The organism is Kitasatospora kazusensis, assembly GCF_039529945.1.
Lineage (GTDB): Bacteria > Actinomycetota > Actinomycetes > Streptomycetales > Streptomycetaceae > Kitasatospora > Kitasatospora kazusensis.
In genome coordinates, this window is record NZ_BAAANT010000050.1 from 1 (window position 1) to 16,028 (window position 16,028).

Here is a 16,028-nt window from a genome sequence, read left to right on the forward strand (position 1 = left end):
CAAAACGCTCGGCTGGAGAACTCCAGCCGAGCGCCTGCGTGATCTACTGACGACCACATAGATCATCAGGTGTTGCGAGGACCCCAAGAATCCGCCGAGCGGTGCGGCCGTCGACGTGCCGGACGGCCTCGGCGAAGACGGCGGTGATCTCCTCGCCGTGCGCGGCACGGTACTTGGCCGGGTAGAGGCCCTTCAGGGGAAGCCGTTGCAGCAGCGCGGGAGCCGAGAGGTGCGAGTCGGTCATGCCGTCCCCCTGATCGTCTGGAACTTCGGCTGGAGGCCGCCGAGGGCGAGCCGGCGCTCGGCCTCGGCCAGGCCGGCGCGCAGCCGCTGCGTCTCCTCGGTCAGCGTCTGCCGGCCCTGCTCGGTCAGCGCGAAGCTGCGGCGCAGCCGTCCGGCCACGACCTCCTCGTGGTCGATCCGGACGAGCCCCTGCTGGAGCAGGCGGTCCAGCGCGGTGTAGAGGGTGCCGGTGAGCATCTTCGTCCGGCCATCGGTGATCACCAGGACCTCCTGGACGATCGCGTACCCGTGCCGGGGCGCGTCGGCCAGTGCGGTGAGCACGAGCCGTGTCGGTTCCTGCAGTTGACGGTCTGCCATAGCGTGACCATAGATCAATGGTTTAGATATGTCGATGGTTTAGCTATTGAGGTGGCGAAGACTCCGCATCTGGCGATGAACGGGATGAGAAGGAGGGGCCCTGCGCCGGTACGCCGCCCACCCGAATGATGGGCCTGGAGGTCCGCCCGTGCGGCTGGGGCGCAGCGGGTGCAGACGGCCGGCCGGTGCTCGAACTCCGATGGCACCGGCTCGCGTTCGTCAAAATCCGACGGCATGCACTCAAGATCTGCCGGAACAGGACAGCGATCGTGCTCGCTCACTGATCGTGTCGGTTCGCGGACGGTGCGTGTGCTACGTTCCGTGAACCACCGATCCATGGTTGACCCCGGCGGTGCTACCAACACCCCGGGGCCCGGCAACAGGAGCAAGACCTCCCGATGCGTGTTCATCGTAGCGCCCAGGCGCGCAGTTTCACGGTACTGCCCAACGTCCTCCTGCAGCAGCGGCGGCTGACCTACACTGCCCGCGGCCTGCTGACCGACCTCCTCTCGCGCCCCGACGGCTGGCGCGAGGACGGCCGGACGATGGCCGACTCCAGCCCGCAGGGGCGCGGGGCGATCCGCCGGGCGCTCAAGGAGCTGACCGAGGCCGGGTACTACCGGGTCGTGAAGGTCCGGATGCCCGACGGGACGATCCGCAGCGAGTCCCACGTCTTCGACACCCCGCAGCCGGAACAGCCGGGTGTTCCCCGCCCGGTCCCCGGTGGGGGAGGAGCCCGCACCGCTGACGCCCCTGTTGTAAAGGACCCGGGGAAAGAACCCTCCCTCCCCGCCGAGCCGTCGGCCGACGCCGGGCCGGGCGGACGGGAAGGGGACCACGACATCGGCCGGGAGCCTCCGGCGCTGCCGGACGAGCGGGCCCGGACGGCGGTGCTGACCCTGCTCCGGGTGCTCCGGCCCGAGCCCCGCCTACGCCTGGGCGAGGCCGAGGCGCTGGAACTGGCGCCCCTGGTCGCCCAGTGGCTGGAGCGCGGCAGCACCCCGGCCGACCTCGCCCGGGCGCTGCTGCCCGGCCTGCCCGGCACCGTGCACTCCCCGGTCGGCGTGCTCCGCAACCGCCTGAAGCGCAAGCTGCCGCCCGCTCACGCCCCCGCGCCGCCCGCCGCCGCACCCCGGTACGCGGAGTGCGCCGAGTGCCACGACCCGGTACCGCACCCGGGCATCTGCCGGGCCTGCGCGGGCCTCGCCACGCGGACGGTCGCGGTCGGCGGCGGCGCGGCGGCGACCCCGACCGGTGCCGCCCGCGCCCGGGTGGCCCTCCGCGCCGCCAGAGCCACCCTGAGCCCCGGCGGCCTGGCCGCCGTCCGGTAGCCGGATTACCCCTTGCGCCGACTCGGCGAGAGCAGTTTGCGCGGCCGTTGCGCTCCCCGTTGGTGCGGCGGGCATACTGAGCGCAGTCAGGTGAGGGGGAGAGCATGAGCGGCTTACGGCTGTTGGTGACAGGTGACGATTCCGTCGATGCCATCGACGAACTTGCGGATCTCGCGGACTGGTTGCGGCACGAGCCCGAGCTTCGGGGGCTGGTCGCCTTCGCCGATCCCGAGCCCGGGCCGGGTGAGTTGGGGGCCCTGGCCGATGCCCTGGTCGTCGCCGTGGGCAGCGGAGGGGCGTTGACGGTGCTGGCCGCGTCGCTGCGGGCCTATCTGTCGCAGCCGCGCAAGTCGGATGTCCGGATCGTGGTGCGCGCGCAGGAGCGCACCGTGACCGTGGACGCCAAGCGCGTCAACGACGTCGAGGCGTTGCTCCGCGAGACCCTGCGGCATCTGGGATGAGCGCCCAGCCGCCCCGTGAGACCGAGACCGTCCAGCGTGAGGCGTCTCGGCGTGAGGCCCGGTACGCCCACCAGGTCACCCCGCGCCACGTCTCGCCGGGCGGGGCGCAGGCCCGGGCGGTCGACCACCGGCGGTCCCGGGTCGTGCTGGTCGGCACTCCCGCCTACGACGATCCGCGGCTTGCGGACATCCCGGTGGTCGCCAACAACGTCGCCGGCCTGCACCAGGTGCTCACCGACCCGCAGTTGGGCGGCTTCGACCCCGGCACCTGCTGGTCCGCCCCGGACACCGTCAGTGTCGCCGAGACCGGTGACCTGCTCGCCCGGGCCGCCGCGGAGGCCGAGGACCTGCTGCTCTTCTACTACAGCGGGCACGGGCTGCTCGAACCGCGGCGCCGCGAGCTGTACTTGAGCCTGTCCGCCACCCGGCCCGACCGGCCGCAGTTCACCGCCCTGCCGTTCGCGGCGGTGCGTGACGTCTTCCTGGACAGCCGGGCGGCGGTGCGCGCGGTGATCCTGGACAGCTGCTTCAGCGGGCGGGCGATCGGCGAGACCCTGACCGAGGGCGACAGCGCGATCCTCGGCCAGCTCCAGGTGGCCGGGACGTACACCTTGACCGCCGCGCCGGGGAACCGGACCGCGCTGGCCCTCCCCGGGGAGCAGCACACCGCCTTCACCGAGCGCCTGCTACGGCTGCTGCGCACCGGCAGCGCGCAGGCCGGGGAGTTGCTCAGCCTCGGCGACATCTACCGGCATCTTCAGGTCCAGCTCCAGGCCGAGGGACTGCCGGTGCCGCAGCAGTGCGGCACCGAGACCGCCGATCTGCTGGGCCTGGTCCGGAACCGGCATCCCGGCCGCATCCGCCCTGCGGCGCCGGCCGAGGCCGCACCACCGACGTCCCTTCACCTGGTCCACACCGCGCGGGCGGACGGCTCGCGCTCGACGGACGGCCGGCCGTACTTCCGCATTCACGTCTGTCTCGCGAGCTTCAGGGCAGCCGACCTCGACCGGGTCACCAGGGTCGTCTACCACCTGCACCCGTCCTTCCCCGAGCCGGACCGCACGGTCACCGACCGGGCGACCGAATTCGGCCTGACGGTGCTCGGCTGGGGGGAGTTCAACCTCCGGGCGGATGTCTACCTGGCGGGTCGGCCGACACCCGTCCGGCTTGAGCGCTACCTCAACATCTGACGAACACCTGTCGGCTCAGCGGGCGTCGGCCGGGATGGTGCCGAGCCGGCCGGCCTGGAAGTCCTCCATGGCCTGCTGGAGTTCGCGGTGGCTGTTCATCACGAACGGGCCGTAGTGGGCGACCGGCTCCCGGATCGGCCGGCCGCCGAGGAGGACGACCTCGAAGTTGGCGCTTCGCGAGTCCTGCGCCTCGTCCGCCCGGATGGTGAGGGAGTCGCCGTCGCCGAAGACGACGGACTGTCCCATGTGGAAGGGGCGCCGCTCCGCGCCCGCCGTGCCGCTGCCGGCCAGGCCGTACGCGAGGCCGTTGAAGTCGGCCCGCCAGGGCAGGGTGACCTCGGCGCCGGGGTTGACGGACACGTGGGTCATCGTGATGGGCGTGTGGGTGGCGCCGGGGCCCTGGTGGCCCGCGATGTCACCGGCGATGAGCCGCACCAGCGCGCCGCCGTCCGAGGAGGCGAGCAGCTTCACGTTCGTGCCCCGGATGTCCTGGTACTTCGGCGCGATCATCTTGTCGGCGGCGGGCAGGTTCACCCACAGCTGGAGCCCGTGGAACAGGCCGCCGGACGTGACCAGCGACTCCGGCGGAGTCTCGATGTGCAGCAGGCCGGAGCCGGCCGTCATCCACTGGGTGTCGCCGTCGGTGATGACGCCGCCGCCGCCGTGGGAGTCCTGGTGGATGAAGGTCCCGTCGATGATGTAGGTGACCGTCTCGAAGCCGCGGTGCGGGTGCCAAGGGGTCCCCTTGGGTTATGTCAGTTAGGGGAGTAGTACCATCCGTTTTCATGTCCGCACCACCAGCGATCACCGGCATGGACGTCCATGCGGCTGTCTACGCACGCCAGTCCGACGCGCGTGAGAACGCCAGCGAAGCCTCCACCACGACCCAGCGCGAACTGGGTACGGCGGAGGCCAAGCGTCGTGGCGCCAAGTCGGTCACGTACTACGAGGACCTCGGCATCTCGGCGTTCACCGGGGTCGAGCGGCCGAAGTTCGAGAAGCTGTTGCAGGACTGCCGGGCGGGCCGGATCAACCTGCTGGTCGTCTACTACGTCAGCCGCCTCTCGCGCCTCGACCCGCTGGACGCGATCCCGGTCGTCGTCGAGCTGCTGAACCTCGGCGTGACCATCGTCAGCGTCACCGAGGGAGAGTTCCGCAAGGGCAACCTGGTGGACCTGATCCACATGTTCATGCGGCTGGACCAGGCCCACAACGAGAGCAAGAACAAGAGCGTGGCCGTCCGGGGCGCCAAGGCCACGGCGCTCGAACTGGGCGGGTACATCGGAGGCAAGGCGCCGTACGGCTTCGAGTTGAAGGCCGAGACCAGGCTCACGGCGGACGGTCGGCCGATCGTCATCCAGACCCTCGTACACACGAAGAACGAGCCGGGGGTCATCCGCGACATCTGGGCGACGATCAAGAAGCACAAGGACCAGGTGTACGACCCCAAGCGGCGCCGCCACCCCGGTTCGCTGGGCGGGATCGTCAACAGCATGAACAACGAGGTCATCGTGCCCACGCGCGGCGCGACCTACGGCAAGAAGACGAAGAACAGCGCGTGGGACACCAAGACCGTCAAGCGCATCCTCAGGGACCCCCGGATAGCCGGGTTCGCAGCCGTACCCGTCTACAAGGTCGGCGAGAACGGCAAACCCACGAGCACGGTGGAGAGTTACCGTATCCTCCGCGACCCCGAGACGATGCTCCCGCTCCAGATCTACGAGGCGATCATCCCGCCCGTGGAGTGGTACGAGCTGCAGGAGTGGCTTGACGGACGAGGCCGCGGGAAGGGGCTCTCGCGGGGTGAGTCGCTGCTGTCCGCGATGGAGGTCCTGTACTGCGAGTGCGGATCCGTGAAGACCTCCCACGCCGACAGCGCCAAGGCGGTCAAGCGCTCGTACCGCTGCCGGCGGCGCAAGAGGCTGCCCGGCCAGCACGCCGGAGAGTGCACGGTCAGCCAGGCGGCACTGGACGACCACGTGGCACGCAGCATCTTCGAGCTGCTGAGGGAGGTCGAGCACGACCACGAGGCCCTCGCGGTGCTCGCCGAGGCGACGCGCAGGTTCGGTGTCGCCACCGAGTCCCCGGAGCGTTCGCGGGAACGCGCGACCCTCGTCGCGGAGCGCGCTGATGCGGTGCGGGCACTTGAGGAGCTCTACGACGACCGCAAGGCGGGCGGTTTCCGGGGAGACATCGGTCGGCGGAGGTTCGTCACGGAAGAGGCCGCGCTCCTGCACCTCCTGGAGGCGGCCGAGGCGAGGATCGCCGTACTGGAGGAGGCGGCGACCCCGGTGATCCCCATCGCCGAGTGGCTGCCCGAGGACCCGGCGGACGACCCCATCGGCCCGGGCTCGTGGTGGGACAGCGCCCCCATCGCCGAGCGCAGGAAGTTCGTCAAGCTGTTCGTGGACCGGATCACGGTGTCCAAGGCCCAGGAGCGCGGGGGCCGAGCACCGGTGCACCAGCGGGTGGAGATCGAGTTCGCCAAGCGCCGGGAAGCGGCGGACGACGGCGAGGGACAGCGCGTGCTGTGACGGGTGCCGACATGTGAAGGCGGCCCCGGACAACGGATGTCCGGGGCCGCTTCTGCGACATGTGTCTCTAGCTCCAGGGGCCGAGGACCGTCAGCGTCGGCTTGCGGTACGAGACCTCGACGCCACCGCCCACACTGACCGTGACAAGCTCAAGTGCCAGTTCACAGAGCGCTTCTCCGGCGATACCGGCGAGCTGGGTGCGGGCCGTGACCGCTGCGTCGGCGAGGATTCGAGAGGGCGAACTGAACTCGAACCGTCCGAGGTCGTAGCGCCCCGCCAGTCGGAAGACCACGGTGGTCGCGGGCTGCGGAGCCCGCAGCTTCTTCGCCAGCGCCGCCCGTTCCTCGGAGGACTCGGGGCAGCCACACGGAGCCCCCTGGACCTCTGCCGGGGAGAGGAATAGCACGCCGTCACAGTGGTGGACGAGTCCCTGCGGCCCCCACAGCCGCAGCTCTGTCGTGACGGAGTCCGCGCCGTCGAGGACAACACGAACCGCAGGCGAACCGGTCACTACTCCCTGGGCCCAGTCGTCGGCCGTTGCGCCGCCGAGGAGTTGAGAGATCGCCGCAGCAGTCTCCGGAGTGGTGGTGGAGACCCGCCAGTTGGGCAGCGACTCAGGGCGGTTGTCGATTCGGCGGCCGGTGTGGAAGCGGCCCACGACCGTGTCGTTGGGCGCGCAGACCGTCAGGTCCACCGAGGGGTCACCGTCGGACTCCCGTTCACGCAGCGCTGCGAGCGAGCCGTCGATCACGCGGCTGGAGCGGGGGAAGCTGGTAGTGGCCAGTGCTGGCCGAGTCGCCGCCGCTGGGAACTGAAGGGCCTTCAGATAGGTGGCCGCAGAGCGGGCGTCCGGCTGGGCGGCGCTGAGGGACAGCTGGGGCATGTGGCTCCTCTTGCGGTGGCCGGCGGGCTGCAACCCGGGCCACCGCATGGCGACATCGTGGATGGGCGGTTGGGGGAGGGGGCGGCTCCCGACTGGGAGCGAGAAGGCGGCGATCGGACGTCAGCGTCGAGACAGCGGGAGCCGGGCTGGGCGCGGGCTGTCGCGGCGGCACGGCGGAGAAGCTGCGTCGGCGTTCAGCGCAGGTGACCTGCGGGGCGCGGATGGGCAGCTGGGGACAGACCCGTCAGATGGGTCTGGGGGAGGCGCTGGGGGTGGTCGCGGTGGTGACCGTGACGAGCCGCGCAGTGGTGGCCTGGCAGGAGCCGAGGGCTGCGGCTGCGTGTTGCTGAGGCGGCATGCGGATCCCTCCTCGGTGGCTGGCGGGCTGCAACCCTGCACCGTGGTTGACGTCGTGGATGGGCGTTGCGCGGTTGGCGGCCGCGTGGGGTGTGACGTTAGCTCTGGATCCCGGCCGCGCCAAATGGCTGGTCGGGCTCGTGAGCACGGTAGGAGCGGCCCGGCCGTTTTCCGAAAACGCTCTCGTGCGGTCCTGGCGAACGGTCGACAGCGGCCTGGGCGACGGAGCCGGCCGGGCTACTCGTCGGTGTGGACCGGCTCGGACGGCATCTTGCCGCCCCGCAGGAACTCCTGCACCAGGGGCGTGGGCGCGTATCTGCGGTACTCGAAGGAGAGGCCGATCGCGATCTTCCCGCGCAGTCGTTTGCGGTTGTGGGGGAAGTCCTGGCAGTACTTCTCGGCGGCCGCCAAAGCCTTGGTCGTGAACTCGGCGCCCTGCGCGGCCAGTCGGTAGCCCTGGACCACGTGGTCGGCGAGTTCCTGCATGATCTTCTCTTCGGGAGAGGTCGGCGGGCCGAGGAGGTCCTCCAGGGGCAGGTCGAAGACCTTGGCGAAGCCGATCGCCTCGTTGAGGTTGATCCGTCGGCGCGGCTCGCCGCTCTCGATGCGCCAGACCGAGGACTGGTTGATCGGGTAGCCGGCCTCAGTCATGCGCTTGGCCAGCTCGCCGGTGCTCCAGCCGCGGCGCTCGCGCTCCATTCGGACGCGCTCGGCCGCGTTCTCCTCGCTCATGCCAGCTGGGGCCTCCGGGCCTGCAGGCTCGCTTCCCGGCAACTCCTCATCCGGCCCGCCAGTCGTGCCGTCCGTGGGCTCGTCCGTCCCCGGCATCAATTCACCTCGCATCCGATCCTGAGGCGACTTGCATAACGGCCGCCAGGATGCCATAGTGATGCACGGTGAAGCGCATGTCAAGCCAAACCGCATCGCGGTGCGATGCTGCGCTCGCCCCGAAAGACCGAAGGCCCCCGGTGCTATCAACACCGAGGGCCCGAAAGGTCCCAAAACCGCCCATCCACGACGATCGACCACGGTGCAGGGTTGCAGCCCATGCGCGCACCGAGGAAGGACCAACGTGCTCCAGCGTACGGCGTCGCCCCTGTGCGGCGCACCTGCCTCGCAGACCTCCTCCCTGAAGGCGGGGTGGTGAGGCCATGGCGCGCATCCGCACCATCAAGCCCGAGTACCCCGTCTCGGAAGACCTCGCCTCGGTCTCCCTGACCGCCGAGCGCACGTTCGTCTGCCTGCTCACCCAGGCCGACGACGAGGGGCGCCAGCGCGACAACGCGGCCGTCCTCAACGGCGCGCTGTGGTCGCTGCGGCCCGAGCACACCGCGCTCGACACCGAGGACGAGCTTCGCCAGCTCGCCGAGACCGGCCTGATCTGCCGCTACACCGGCTGCGACGGCCGCCAGTACCTGCACGTCACCAAGTGGCACGAGCACCAGAAGATCTCCCACCCCACCCCCTCGCGCCTGCCCTCCTGCTCCGTCCACGAGCCCGCAGGCTGGTGCGGCAAGTGCAAGGCCAAGGGCCGGGGCTGCGTGCGTCCGGCTCCGGAGAACTTCCGGAGCCTTCCGGAACCGCTCGCGACCCTCGCGGAGACCGTCCCCGCCCAACGGCCCTGCTCGGCCGGCGCCGAGCCCGTCCCCGCAGTAGCCCTGCCGGTGCCCAATGCGGCAGCTCCGAGCGAAAGCGCAGGTCAGGCGGCTTCTCCGGAGTCTCTCCGGAGGGCTCCGGAGAACGTCGTGCCTGGACCATGGACCTTGGACCATGGATCTACCCCTGAAGGGGGCGGCGGCGCCGCGCCCACCCCGGCACCCTCGTCGGCAGCGCCTGACCGGGACGGCCCGGTCTTGGTCGCCGCGCCCACCGGCAAGCCGTCGGTGAACGCGGGCGACCTGCTGGCCGAGTACGTCGCCGGCTGCCCGAAGCCGGTACCGGCCAACGTGCGGGGGCACCTCGGCAAGGTCATCAAGGACCTGCTCGACGGCGGCACCAGCGACGACGACATCCGCGCCGGGCTGCGGCTGTACGCGGCGAAGCCGATGAGCCCGAGCGTGCTGCCGAGCATGGTCCACGAGGCGATCAACGCCCAGCCCGCCGCGCCCTCCCGCGCCGGGCAGAGCGCTGCCCGCGCGCCGTACCGGCCCTTCGCCAACCCGGCCGACGCCCGCGACTACTACGAGGGGGACCTGTGATGACCAGCCTGCCCAACCCCCGCCGCACGGACGAGCGTCGCGACCCGCAGCCGGCCTCCGGCGCCGTCCTGCGCCTGGAGCGGATGCTGGCCGCAAAGGGCATCGACCCCGACCGGCCGCTGCCCGACACCGACCAGCCCTCCACCGCGCTGGAGCTCGCCGACCGCCGCATCCCCCCGCGCTACCGCCTCGCCGAAGCCGACCACCCGGAGGTCACGACCTGGGTCCAGCAGGTCACCCTGGCCTGCCGACCCGGCCCCGGCAGCACCCTGGGCATCGCCCAGGGGCCCTCGCTCCTGATCGCCGGACCCACCGGCTCGGGCAAGACCCACCAGGCGTACGGAGCGATCCGCAGCCTGCTGAAGGCCGGTGTGCGTCTGCGCTGGACCAAGCTCACCGCCACGGAGCTGTACGCCTCCCAGCGGCCCCGCCAGGGCGCGGACACCGAGCGGGAGATGCGCGATCTGATGGCGAGCCCGCTGCTGGTCCTCGACGACCTCGGCGCCGCCAAGGCGTCCGAGTGGACCGAGGAGCTCACCCTGCGGCTGGTCGACCACCGCTACGAGCACCTGCTCCCGACGATCTTCACCACCAACCTGGCGCCCGGCGATATCAAGAACGCCCTCGGCGACCGCACCGCCTCCCGCCTCGCCGAGATGTGCGAGCGCGCGATCCTCACCGGCACCGACCGCCGCAGGCTACGCGCCGCCTGACCGGTGCCGGTGCCCGGTACGCCCCGGCCGGTGCGCCGGTGCCCGGTGCGCCGGCCTCCCCGAACTTCACCCCACCACCGCCTCGCCGCTTCGCCACGCCCGCCTGCGGCGAGGCCACCCCTGGAGCACCACCCTTGACCACCATCGCGATACCCCCTGCCCACACGCCGACCGTCCGGGCCACCGCCTGGGACCGCCTCGCCGTCGCCCTGCTCGGCGTCCTCGGCTTCGTCCTGTCCTACGACGCCCTGCGGCAGATGGCCGGCGCGACCCACGTCCGCGGCCCGCTCACCTACCTGTTCCCGATCATCATCGACGGCTTCATCGCCTACGGCGTCCGAGCCCTGCTCGTCCTGCGCGAGGCCCGATGGCCCGCCCGCGCCTACGCCTGGACGCTCTTCGCCGGAGCGACCGCCACCAGCGTCTGGGCCAACGCCCTGCACGCCGTCCGCCTCAACCAACTGCCCACCACCAGCAGCGGGCTGAAGCTCACCGACACCGTCGTCGGCGTCCTGTCCACCCTCGCCCCGCTCGCCCTCGGCGGCGCCGTCCACCTCTACATCCTCATCGCCCGCCACGGCCACGACACGGCGACCGCTTCCGCCGAGCAGAACACCGTTCCACGCACCGAAACTTCTGCCGACCCGGTGACCGCCGACCCCGAGCCGGAGTTCCGGCTGGAGCGGGTGGAGGACCGCAGTGACGAGAACGCGCTCCTGACGCTCATGTCCGCCGCCGGACTTCTGCCCGCAGAGTGGCGCGACGCGCTGCCCGATCCCGAACCGGCGGAGGTCGACGACCAACCGGTCAATGAACCGGACCCCCAGGCCGAAGTCTCCGGAAGTGCTGGTGGGGCGGAGAACAAGCCGATCGGACGTCCGCCGGGTGCGCCGATGGAGCGGCTGCTGGAGGTGGGCCGCGCGGCGGTCGCCGCTGAGGGCCGTCTCACCCGCGCGATCGTCGAACAGGCCGTGCGCGACGCCGGCCTTCCGCTCGGCAGCACCCGCCTCACCGAGCTGATGCGAAAGCTCCGCGAGGAGCACGCCGACGAACAGAACCCTCCGCGCCCCGAGGCCGACTGACCAGCCCCGGTGTCCGGCTGACCAGCCCGGTCGGTCAGCCGGACACCGACTTCTGCCGACCCCCGCCGCACTCGGCAGAAGGCCAGCGCCGCCCGGTCAGTGCGCCCGGCCGGATTCGACTCGCAGCGCGGGCACAGTCCGATGCGGCGGTCGCTCCCGGGAAGGCCGCGTGGGACCTGTCGCCCATACCTGCGAATTCCGGCACGGCCAAACCGGCAACCACCCGGACACTGCCCACCACACACCCACCAGCCCGAATCGCCAGCCGCCACCGAGGAACAAATGCGCGTGAACACCGTCCGCCGAACCCTGAACAGCCTGCTCGGGAAGCCTGTAAGCTCCCAGGACCGCACTGGAGTTGACCACCTCCACGGCAACAGCGGAGCAAGCGAGTGCGTCCGGCCCCCTTATCGGGGCCCGGACGCGGACACCCACGCCCAGGAGGGCGCGGGCGAGGTGGTGTTGCCGAGCGCGAGGGCGCGCACGGCAACACCGCAGGAGCACCGCGAGGGCGCGGCACTCCAGGAGAAGCCCACCAACCTCGTCCCCGTGTCCGACGCTGACGAGCTGCCGCCCGCCGCACCCATCGCCCGAACCGATCGTGTCGACGCGCGCCGTAAGCCCAAGCGTCGCCGCCGTGACGACGAGAACCCGAAGCACACCAAGGTCTCCCTCCGTGTCACCCCCGAAGAGAAAGTCGAGATCGAGAGCCGGGCGAAGGCCGCGAAACTGTCCGTCGCGCACTACCTCGCCCGCAAGGTCTTCTCCGAAGACAGCGTCAGCCTCGGCGGGCGGGACGCGAGCCTGGATGCGGCCGTCGACGAACTCCGGGCGACCCGTCGCCAGCACGCCGGCGCGATGAACAACCTCAACCAGCTCACCCACGCCTACCACTCGGGCGCCGACGTCCGGCCCGCCGCGATCCAGGACGCCGCCACCGCCGTCCGAGACGCCTTCGAGGCGGGACTGCGGGCCGTCGCCGGAGTCGACGCCGCCGCGATGGGGCTGGCGAAGGTGAAGCGCGGTTGATCAGCAAGGCCGTCCACGGCAACAACACCCTCGGCGCGCTCCGCTACCTGTTCGGCCCCGGCAAGGCGAACGAGCACACCGACCCGCACGTCGTCGCCTCCTGGGACGGCTTCGCCCCCGACCCCGGCCGCCACCAGTCCGCCACCCTCGAGCAGCTCAGGGACGCCCTCGATCTCCACGTCGTCCAGTACGGAAGGAAGATCAACAACCACGTCTACCACCGCATGATCCGAGCCGACCCAAGCGACCGCATCCTCAGTGACGACGACTGGGCCGCCATCGCTCGCCGGGTCATGGCCGCCGCCGGCATCGCGCCGGACGGCGACGAAGACGCCTGCCGCTGGGTGGCCGTGCGCCACGCCGACGACCATGTCCACATCCTCGCCACCGTAGTGCGGGCCGACCTCACGCAGGCCCGCCTGCGCGGCGACCAGTACCGCGTCGAAGCCGAACTCACAGAGATCGAACGCGAGTACAAGCTCAAGGACCTCTCCGACACCCGCACCCGCGAGTACCGGGATGCGATCCCCAAGCGCGCCAAGGGCAAGGAGTTGCACAAGGCTCAGCGCCTCGGCCGGGAGGGCACCGACCGCGACCGCCTGCGAACCGCCGTACGCCAGGCCCTGGCCGGGGCCGCGGACGAGGAGGAGTTCACCGCCCGGCTTGCCGCGAAGGGCGTGCTCCTCGGCGTGCGCCGCGCGCCCTCCGGCGACGTGACCGGCTACAAGTTCGCCCTCCCCACCGGCGGCGAGAGCGGACCGATCTGGTTCTCCGGCAGCAAGCTCGCCTCCGACCTCACCCAGCCGAAGATCCAGGCACGCTTCGCCCTCGGCGTCGACGACCCCGCCTTCCCCACGCCCGACCCCCGCACCTGGCCCGCTGACGGCCGCCACCGGGCCAGCACCACCATCGAACACGCCTACCCGGCCTTCGACGACGACCCGGACGCCGCCCGCGCGGAGGCTGTGATCCGAGGTGGCCTCGAAGTCCTCGACACGCTCGCTGCCACCAGCCCGACCCTCAGCAGGAAGGAACTCCACCAGGCAGCACGGGCCCTGGAGTACACCCGCATCGCCAACACCCGTGCAGCCGGCGCCGACCTGCGTGCGATGCGCTCCGCCGCCCGCGAACTCCTCCACGCCGGACCCGCCACCGGCCGGGGCGAGGACGGCACGGCCGCCGCCACGATCCTGACCAGCCTCGTCCTGCTCGCCATCGTGATCGCCAAGTGGCACGCCGCCCAAGGCCACCGCCACCAGGCCGACGCCGCCCGCACGGCGGCCGACCACCTCCGAGCCGCCTACACCCGCCACGCGGCCAAGCCGATCGCCCACCTCACCCTCGAAGGCCGGCTCCTCCCGAAGCCCGACCACGACCGGCAGGCCGACGCCGTCCGCCGCACCCTGCCCGCCGACCAGGCCACCCGCCTCCTCGCCGAGGAGAACTGGGCAGCCCTGGCCGCCACCCTCGCCCAGGCCGAAGCCGCCGGCCACAACCCGACCACCCTGCTCGCCAACGCCGCCGGGCGCCGCGAACTCGCCACCGCCGACTCACCCGCCGCCGTCCTCACCTGGCGCATCCGCCGCGACGCCAACCTCCCCACCCCCGCACCGGCCGCAACCCCCGACGAACTGCGCACCAGGGCAGCCCGCGCCCGCACCACCAGCCGCACCACCAGCACACCGGCTGCCCCGGTCATCACACCGCCGGCGCCGGTCGCGCCCGACCAGGTGCGCCGAACGCGCTGACCAACCCAGGTGGGCGGGAACGGAGCCCCCGCACCCGCCCACCAGCCCCCCACCCACCAATCCCGCCCAGCACGGACGCCACCCGTCAGCCGCCGCCGAAGGCAGGACCCAGCCAACGAAGCAGACCGCCGGGATTTCCCGAGGAAACCCGGCGGCCGCAGCGCCACAACTACCCTGCAGCAAGGTGACGGTGTCGATTCGATGTCCTTCTCGCTGGGAGGGATCCATTCCGGCGGCGCACGTCGTATGGTCCCTTGCTGCCCCGCTGCCGACCCGAAGGGACCGCATGACCGACTACGACCACGACTTCTACAACCCGGCCCCCGAACCCGCGCGTGCCGTCATCCGCGCCGTCCCGCACCCCGCCGAGCTCAACCCGCGCGGCATCACCATCACCTGCACCGGCTGCGGTGCCCGCCGCGACTGGCTCCTCCTCGCCGTCCACGACCAGATCTTCGTCCGCTGCCGCTGCGCCGCAGAATGGCGTGAGCCCGACCTCACCCGGGCCGACTTCGACCGGCACTACGTCGAACCCGAGCACGAGTGGGACGACTTCGACACCGCCATGAGAGCCCTCGCCTTCGACGGCCTCCTCGCCGGAACGACCTGGAACCTGGACTGAGGTCCACGCCGCACCCGCCGCTGTTCACCTCCGACGCTTGCCGCGTCACGCCCGGACGAGCGAGGACAGCGGGGCACACGGGCGGCGCTTCGGCTACCGGCGGAGGTCGACCTGGATGACAGCGTGGCGGCCGTTGGTGCGCCACGGCGTCCCGGCGCTGTCGAGCTGAGCGACGACGGCAGCGTCCACGCCGACGATCACGTCCGATTTCAGCGTCCGCAGAGCCGTGACCGCTGAGGGGAAGTGGCTGGCCACCTCGGTGAACGCAGTGGTGGGCGGCCACAGCTGATCGCCCACCAGCCGCCGGTAGTTGAGGTCGCCCTTGAGGATCGTCATCGCAGCGCCGGTGAACTCGGACCGGAGGTCGGCGGGCATGTCGTGGAACGGCAGCGGCGCGCAGAAGAACGGGTGCGTGCGGACCACGAGCGCGCCGCTGTTCATCGCTCGCCAAAGCCGTTCGCCGATCGTCCCGGCAGCCGCTGTGGTCGCGGTGCGCAGGCGCTCGACGGTGGCGAGGACGTCGGCCATCGTCGCATCCGACACGTAGTACGGCTGCGGCTTCACGTACACGACGACCTGTGCCGCAAGGCCGGAAGCCAAGAGGTGGTCGACCAGCACCAGGTCCGGCAGGAGTTCCCGGCCGGCGTTGTCTGCGATGATGCCGACGCGCCCGCCCTGAGCCCGCTCCAGCTCGGCCCAGAGCGACTCGCTGTCGTCGGCCACCAGGTCGGACGCGATCGACCCTCCGGCCTCCGCCGTGATCTGGAAGCTCAGGTCGGCCCGGTTGCCCCAGAGCGCTGATGAGAGCAGCGCGGCGGCTCGCTTGTCGGTGAATTCCGAGGGCAGGTCGCCGAGGGCCACCAGCTCGGCGTCGACGGCCGGGCCCGCGAGTTCGGCGTCCTTGAACGGTGCGAACGGGTCGATGCCCTGCCAAGTCCCGGGCCGGAAGTAGCCGGTGGCTTCGAGCAGCCTGCGGTAGAAGTAGCTCTCGGCCCACAGGAACGGCGCCTCACCCCACGGCCGCCCGTTCACGCCCTCGCCGCCCCACTCAAGCCACTGCTGGCGGTCGTGGGCGCTGGTGCTGAGCGGCTGCAGCACACCGTCAATGCTCTCGGCGAGGAGCTCCTCGATCGCGGCTCGCTCGCTCGGCCCGTACGGCAGTGCATCGAGTACCTGCTGGACGAGCTTCGGGTGCCGCTCGTGGAAGACACCCCAGGCGAAGGATCCGGGGACATCGCTGCGGATCACGGGTGCAGTCATCATGGTCGGGCTCGTCCCTC

At 71.4% G+C, this 16,028-nt stretch carries 15 protein-coding genes and 1 pseudogene; 10 read left to right on the forward strand and 6 right to left on the reverse strand.

Annotated features, from left to right (window positions below):
• Positions 1-43 precede the first annotated feature (43 nt).
• Both ABD330_RS28120 and ABD330_RS28125 read right to left on the reverse strand, forming a co-directional pair.
• Positions 44-244 (reverse strand): hypothetical protein, encoded by a 201-nt coding sequence (locus ABD330_RS28120; protein ID WP_344468818.1) that lies wholly within the window; start codon positions 242-244, stop codon positions 44-46.
• Positions 241-600 carry a PadR family transcriptional regulator gene (locus ABD330_RS28125; RefSeq protein WP_344468819.1) on the reverse strand — a complete coding sequence of 120 codons (360 nt, stop codon included), beginning with the start codon at positions 598-600 and terminating at the stop codon, positions 241-243. The genes ABD330_RS28120 and ABD330_RS28125 overlap by 4 nt, the downstream gene beginning before the upstream one ends.
• Positions 601-998: 398 nt before the next feature.
• Here ABD330_RS28125 and ABD330_RS28130 point away from each other — a divergent pair, with 398 nt between their 5' ends.
• The 3 genes from ABD330_RS28130 to ABD330_RS28140 all read left to right on the forward strand — a co-directional run bounded on the left by ABD330_RS28130 (position 999) and on the right by ABD330_RS28140 (position 3,582).
• Positions 999-1,931 carry a hypothetical protein gene (locus ABD330_RS28130; RefSeq protein WP_344468820.1) on the forward strand — a complete coding sequence of 311 codons (933 nt, stop codon included), beginning with the start codon at positions 999-1,001 and terminating at the stop codon, positions 1,929-1,931.
• A gap of 104 nt (positions 1,932-2,035) precedes the next feature.
• Positions 2,036-2,392: an effector-associated constant component EACC1 gene (locus tag ABD330_RS28135; RefSeq protein WP_344468821.1), complete on the forward strand. Its 357-nt coding sequence runs from the start codon at positions 2,036-2,038 to the stop codon at positions 2,390-2,392.
• Positions 2,389-3,582 (forward strand): caspase, EACC1-associated type, encoded by a 1,194-nt coding sequence (locus ABD330_RS28140; protein WP_344468822.1) that lies wholly within the window; start codon positions 2,389-2,391, stop codon positions 3,580-3,582. Before ABD330_RS28135 ends, ABD330_RS28140 begins: the two co-directional genes overlap by 4 nt.
• Positions 3,583-3,597: 15 nt before the next feature.
• Here ABD330_RS28140 and ABD330_RS28145 read toward each other — a convergent pair.
• Positions 3,598-4,332 (reverse strand): annotated as a pseudogene (locus ABD330_RS28145) (pirin family protein); the annotation flags it as partial.
• Between the two features lie 35 nt (positions 4,333-4,367).
• On the opposite strand from ABD330_RS28145, the gene ABD330_RS28150 reads away from it, so the two are divergent.
• Positions 4,368-6,116 (forward strand): recombinase family protein, encoded by a 1,749-nt coding sequence (locus ABD330_RS28150; RefSeq protein ID WP_344468823.1) that lies wholly within the window; start codon positions 4,368-4,370, stop codon positions 6,114-6,116.
• A gap of 67 nt (positions 6,117-6,183) precedes the next feature.
• Here ABD330_RS28150 and ABD330_RS28155 read toward each other — a convergent pair whose 3' ends face one another.
• Together ABD330_RS28155 and ABD330_RS28160 are read right to left on the reverse strand one after the other, a co-directional pair.
• Entirely contained in the window at positions 6,184-6,999 is an 816-nt protein-coding gene (locus tag ABD330_RS28155; protein WP_344468824.1) for a recombination directionality factor, read from the reverse strand.
• Positions 7,000-7,593: 594 nt separating this feature from the next.
• Positions 7,594-8,088, reverse strand: a complete 495-nt coding sequence (locus tag ABD330_RS28160) for a helix-turn-helix transcriptional regulator (protein ID WP_344468825.1) — start codon at positions 8,086-8,088, stop codon at positions 7,594-7,596.
• 419 nt (positions 8,089-8,507) lie between these two features.
• Between ABD330_RS28160 and ABD330_RS28165 the strand changes: the two genes are divergently transcribed.
• From ABD330_RS28165 to ABD330_RS28190, 6 genes are all read left to right on the forward strand, one after another.
• A complete protein-coding gene (locus tag ABD330_RS28165; protein ID WP_344468826.1) occupies positions 8,508-9,554 on the forward strand; it encodes a hypothetical protein in 1,047 nt (348 codons plus the stop codon).
• On the forward strand, positions 9,554-10,267 hold the full coding sequence (locus ABD330_RS28170; RefSeq protein ID WP_425555665.1) for an ATP-binding protein: 714 nt from the start codon (positions 9,554-9,556) through the stop codon (positions 10,265-10,267). Before ABD330_RS28165 ends, ABD330_RS28170 begins: the two co-directional genes overlap by 1 nt.
• A 134-nt stretch (positions 10,268-10,401) precedes the next feature.
• A complete protein-coding gene (locus ABD330_RS28175; RefSeq protein WP_344468827.1) occupies positions 10,402-11,349 on the forward strand; it encodes a DUF2637 domain-containing protein in 948 nt (315 codons plus the stop codon).
• 288 nt (positions 11,350-11,637) lie between these two features.
• Complete coding sequence (locus ABD330_RS28180; RefSeq protein WP_344468828.1) at positions 11,638-12,378, forward strand: plasmid mobilization protein; 741 nt, start codon at positions 11,638-11,640, stop codon at positions 12,376-12,378.
• Complete coding sequence (locus tag ABD330_RS28185) at positions 12,375-14,126, forward strand: relaxase/mobilization nuclease domain-containing protein (RefSeq protein WP_344468829.1); 1,752 nt, start codon at positions 12,375-12,377, stop codon at positions 14,124-14,126. The genes ABD330_RS28180 and ABD330_RS28185 overlap by 4 nt, the downstream gene beginning before the upstream one ends.
• A gap of 286 nt (positions 14,127-14,412) precedes the next feature.
• Positions 14,413-14,748, forward strand: a complete 336-nt coding sequence (locus ABD330_RS28190) for a hypothetical protein (RefSeq protein WP_344468830.1) — start codon at positions 14,413-14,415, stop codon at positions 14,746-14,748.
• Positions 14,749-14,841: 93 nt separating this feature from the next.
• On the opposite strand, the gene ABD330_RS28195 is transcribed toward ABD330_RS28190, so the two are convergent.
• Positions 14,842-16,011, reverse strand: a complete 1,170-nt coding sequence (locus ABD330_RS28195; protein WP_344468831.1) for a damage-control phosphatase ARMT1 family protein — start codon at positions 16,009-16,011, stop codon at positions 14,842-14,844.
• Positions 16,012-16,028: the final 17 nt, after the last annotated feature.

What these genes read in the sequence shown, in the direction of transcription:
- ABD330_RS28135 (WP_344468821.1), top strand. Translation starts at nt 2,036, where the DNA reads ATGAGCGGCTTACGGCTGTTGGTGACAGGTGACGATTCCGTCGATGCC.
- ABD330_RS28140 (WP_344468822.1), top strand. Translation starts at nt 2,389, where the DNA reads ATGAGCGCCCAGCCGCCCCGTGAGACCGAGACCGTCCAGCGTGAGGCG.
- ABD330_RS28170 (WP_425555665.1), top strand. Translation starts at nt 9,554, where the DNA reads ATGACCAGCCTGCCCAACCCCCGCCGCACGGACGAGCGTCGCGACCCG.
- ABD330_RS28165 (WP_344468826.1), top strand. Translation starts at nt 8,508, where the DNA reads ATGGCGCGCATCCGCACCATCAAGCCCGAGTACCCCGTCTCGGAAGAC.
- ABD330_RS28155 (WP_344468824.1), bottom strand. Translation starts at nt 6,999, where the DNA reads ATGCCCCAGCTGTCCCTCAGCGCCGCCCAGCCGGACGCCCGCTCTGCG.
- ABD330_RS28120 (WP_344468818.1), bottom strand. Translation starts at nt 244, where the DNA reads ATGACCGACTCGCACCTCTCGGCTCCCGCGCTGCTGCAACGGCTTCCC.
- ABD330_RS28160 (WP_344468825.1), bottom strand. Translation starts at nt 8,088, where the DNA reads ATGAGCGAGGAGAACGCGGCCGAGCGCGTCCGAATGGAGCGCGAGCGC.
- ABD330_RS28130 (WP_344468820.1), top strand. Translation starts at nt 999, where the DNA reads ATGCGTGTTCATCGTAGCGCCCAGGCGCGCAGTTTCACGGTACTGCCC.
- ABD330_RS28150 (WP_344468823.1), top strand. Translation starts at nt 4,368, where the DNA reads ATGTCCGCACCACCAGCGATCACCGGCATGGACGTCCATGCGGCTGTC.
- ABD330_RS28125 (WP_344468819.1), bottom strand. Translation starts at nt 600, where the DNA reads ATGGCAGACCGTCAACTGCAGGAACCGACACGGCTCGTGCTCACCGCA.
- ABD330_RS28190 (WP_344468830.1), top strand. Translation starts at nt 14,413, where the DNA reads ATGACCGACTACGACCACGACTTCTACAACCCGGCCCCCGAACCCGCG.
- ABD330_RS28195 (WP_344468831.1), bottom strand. Translation starts at nt 16,011, where the DNA reads ATGATGACTGCACCCGTGATCCGCAGCGATGTCCCCGGATCCTTCGCC.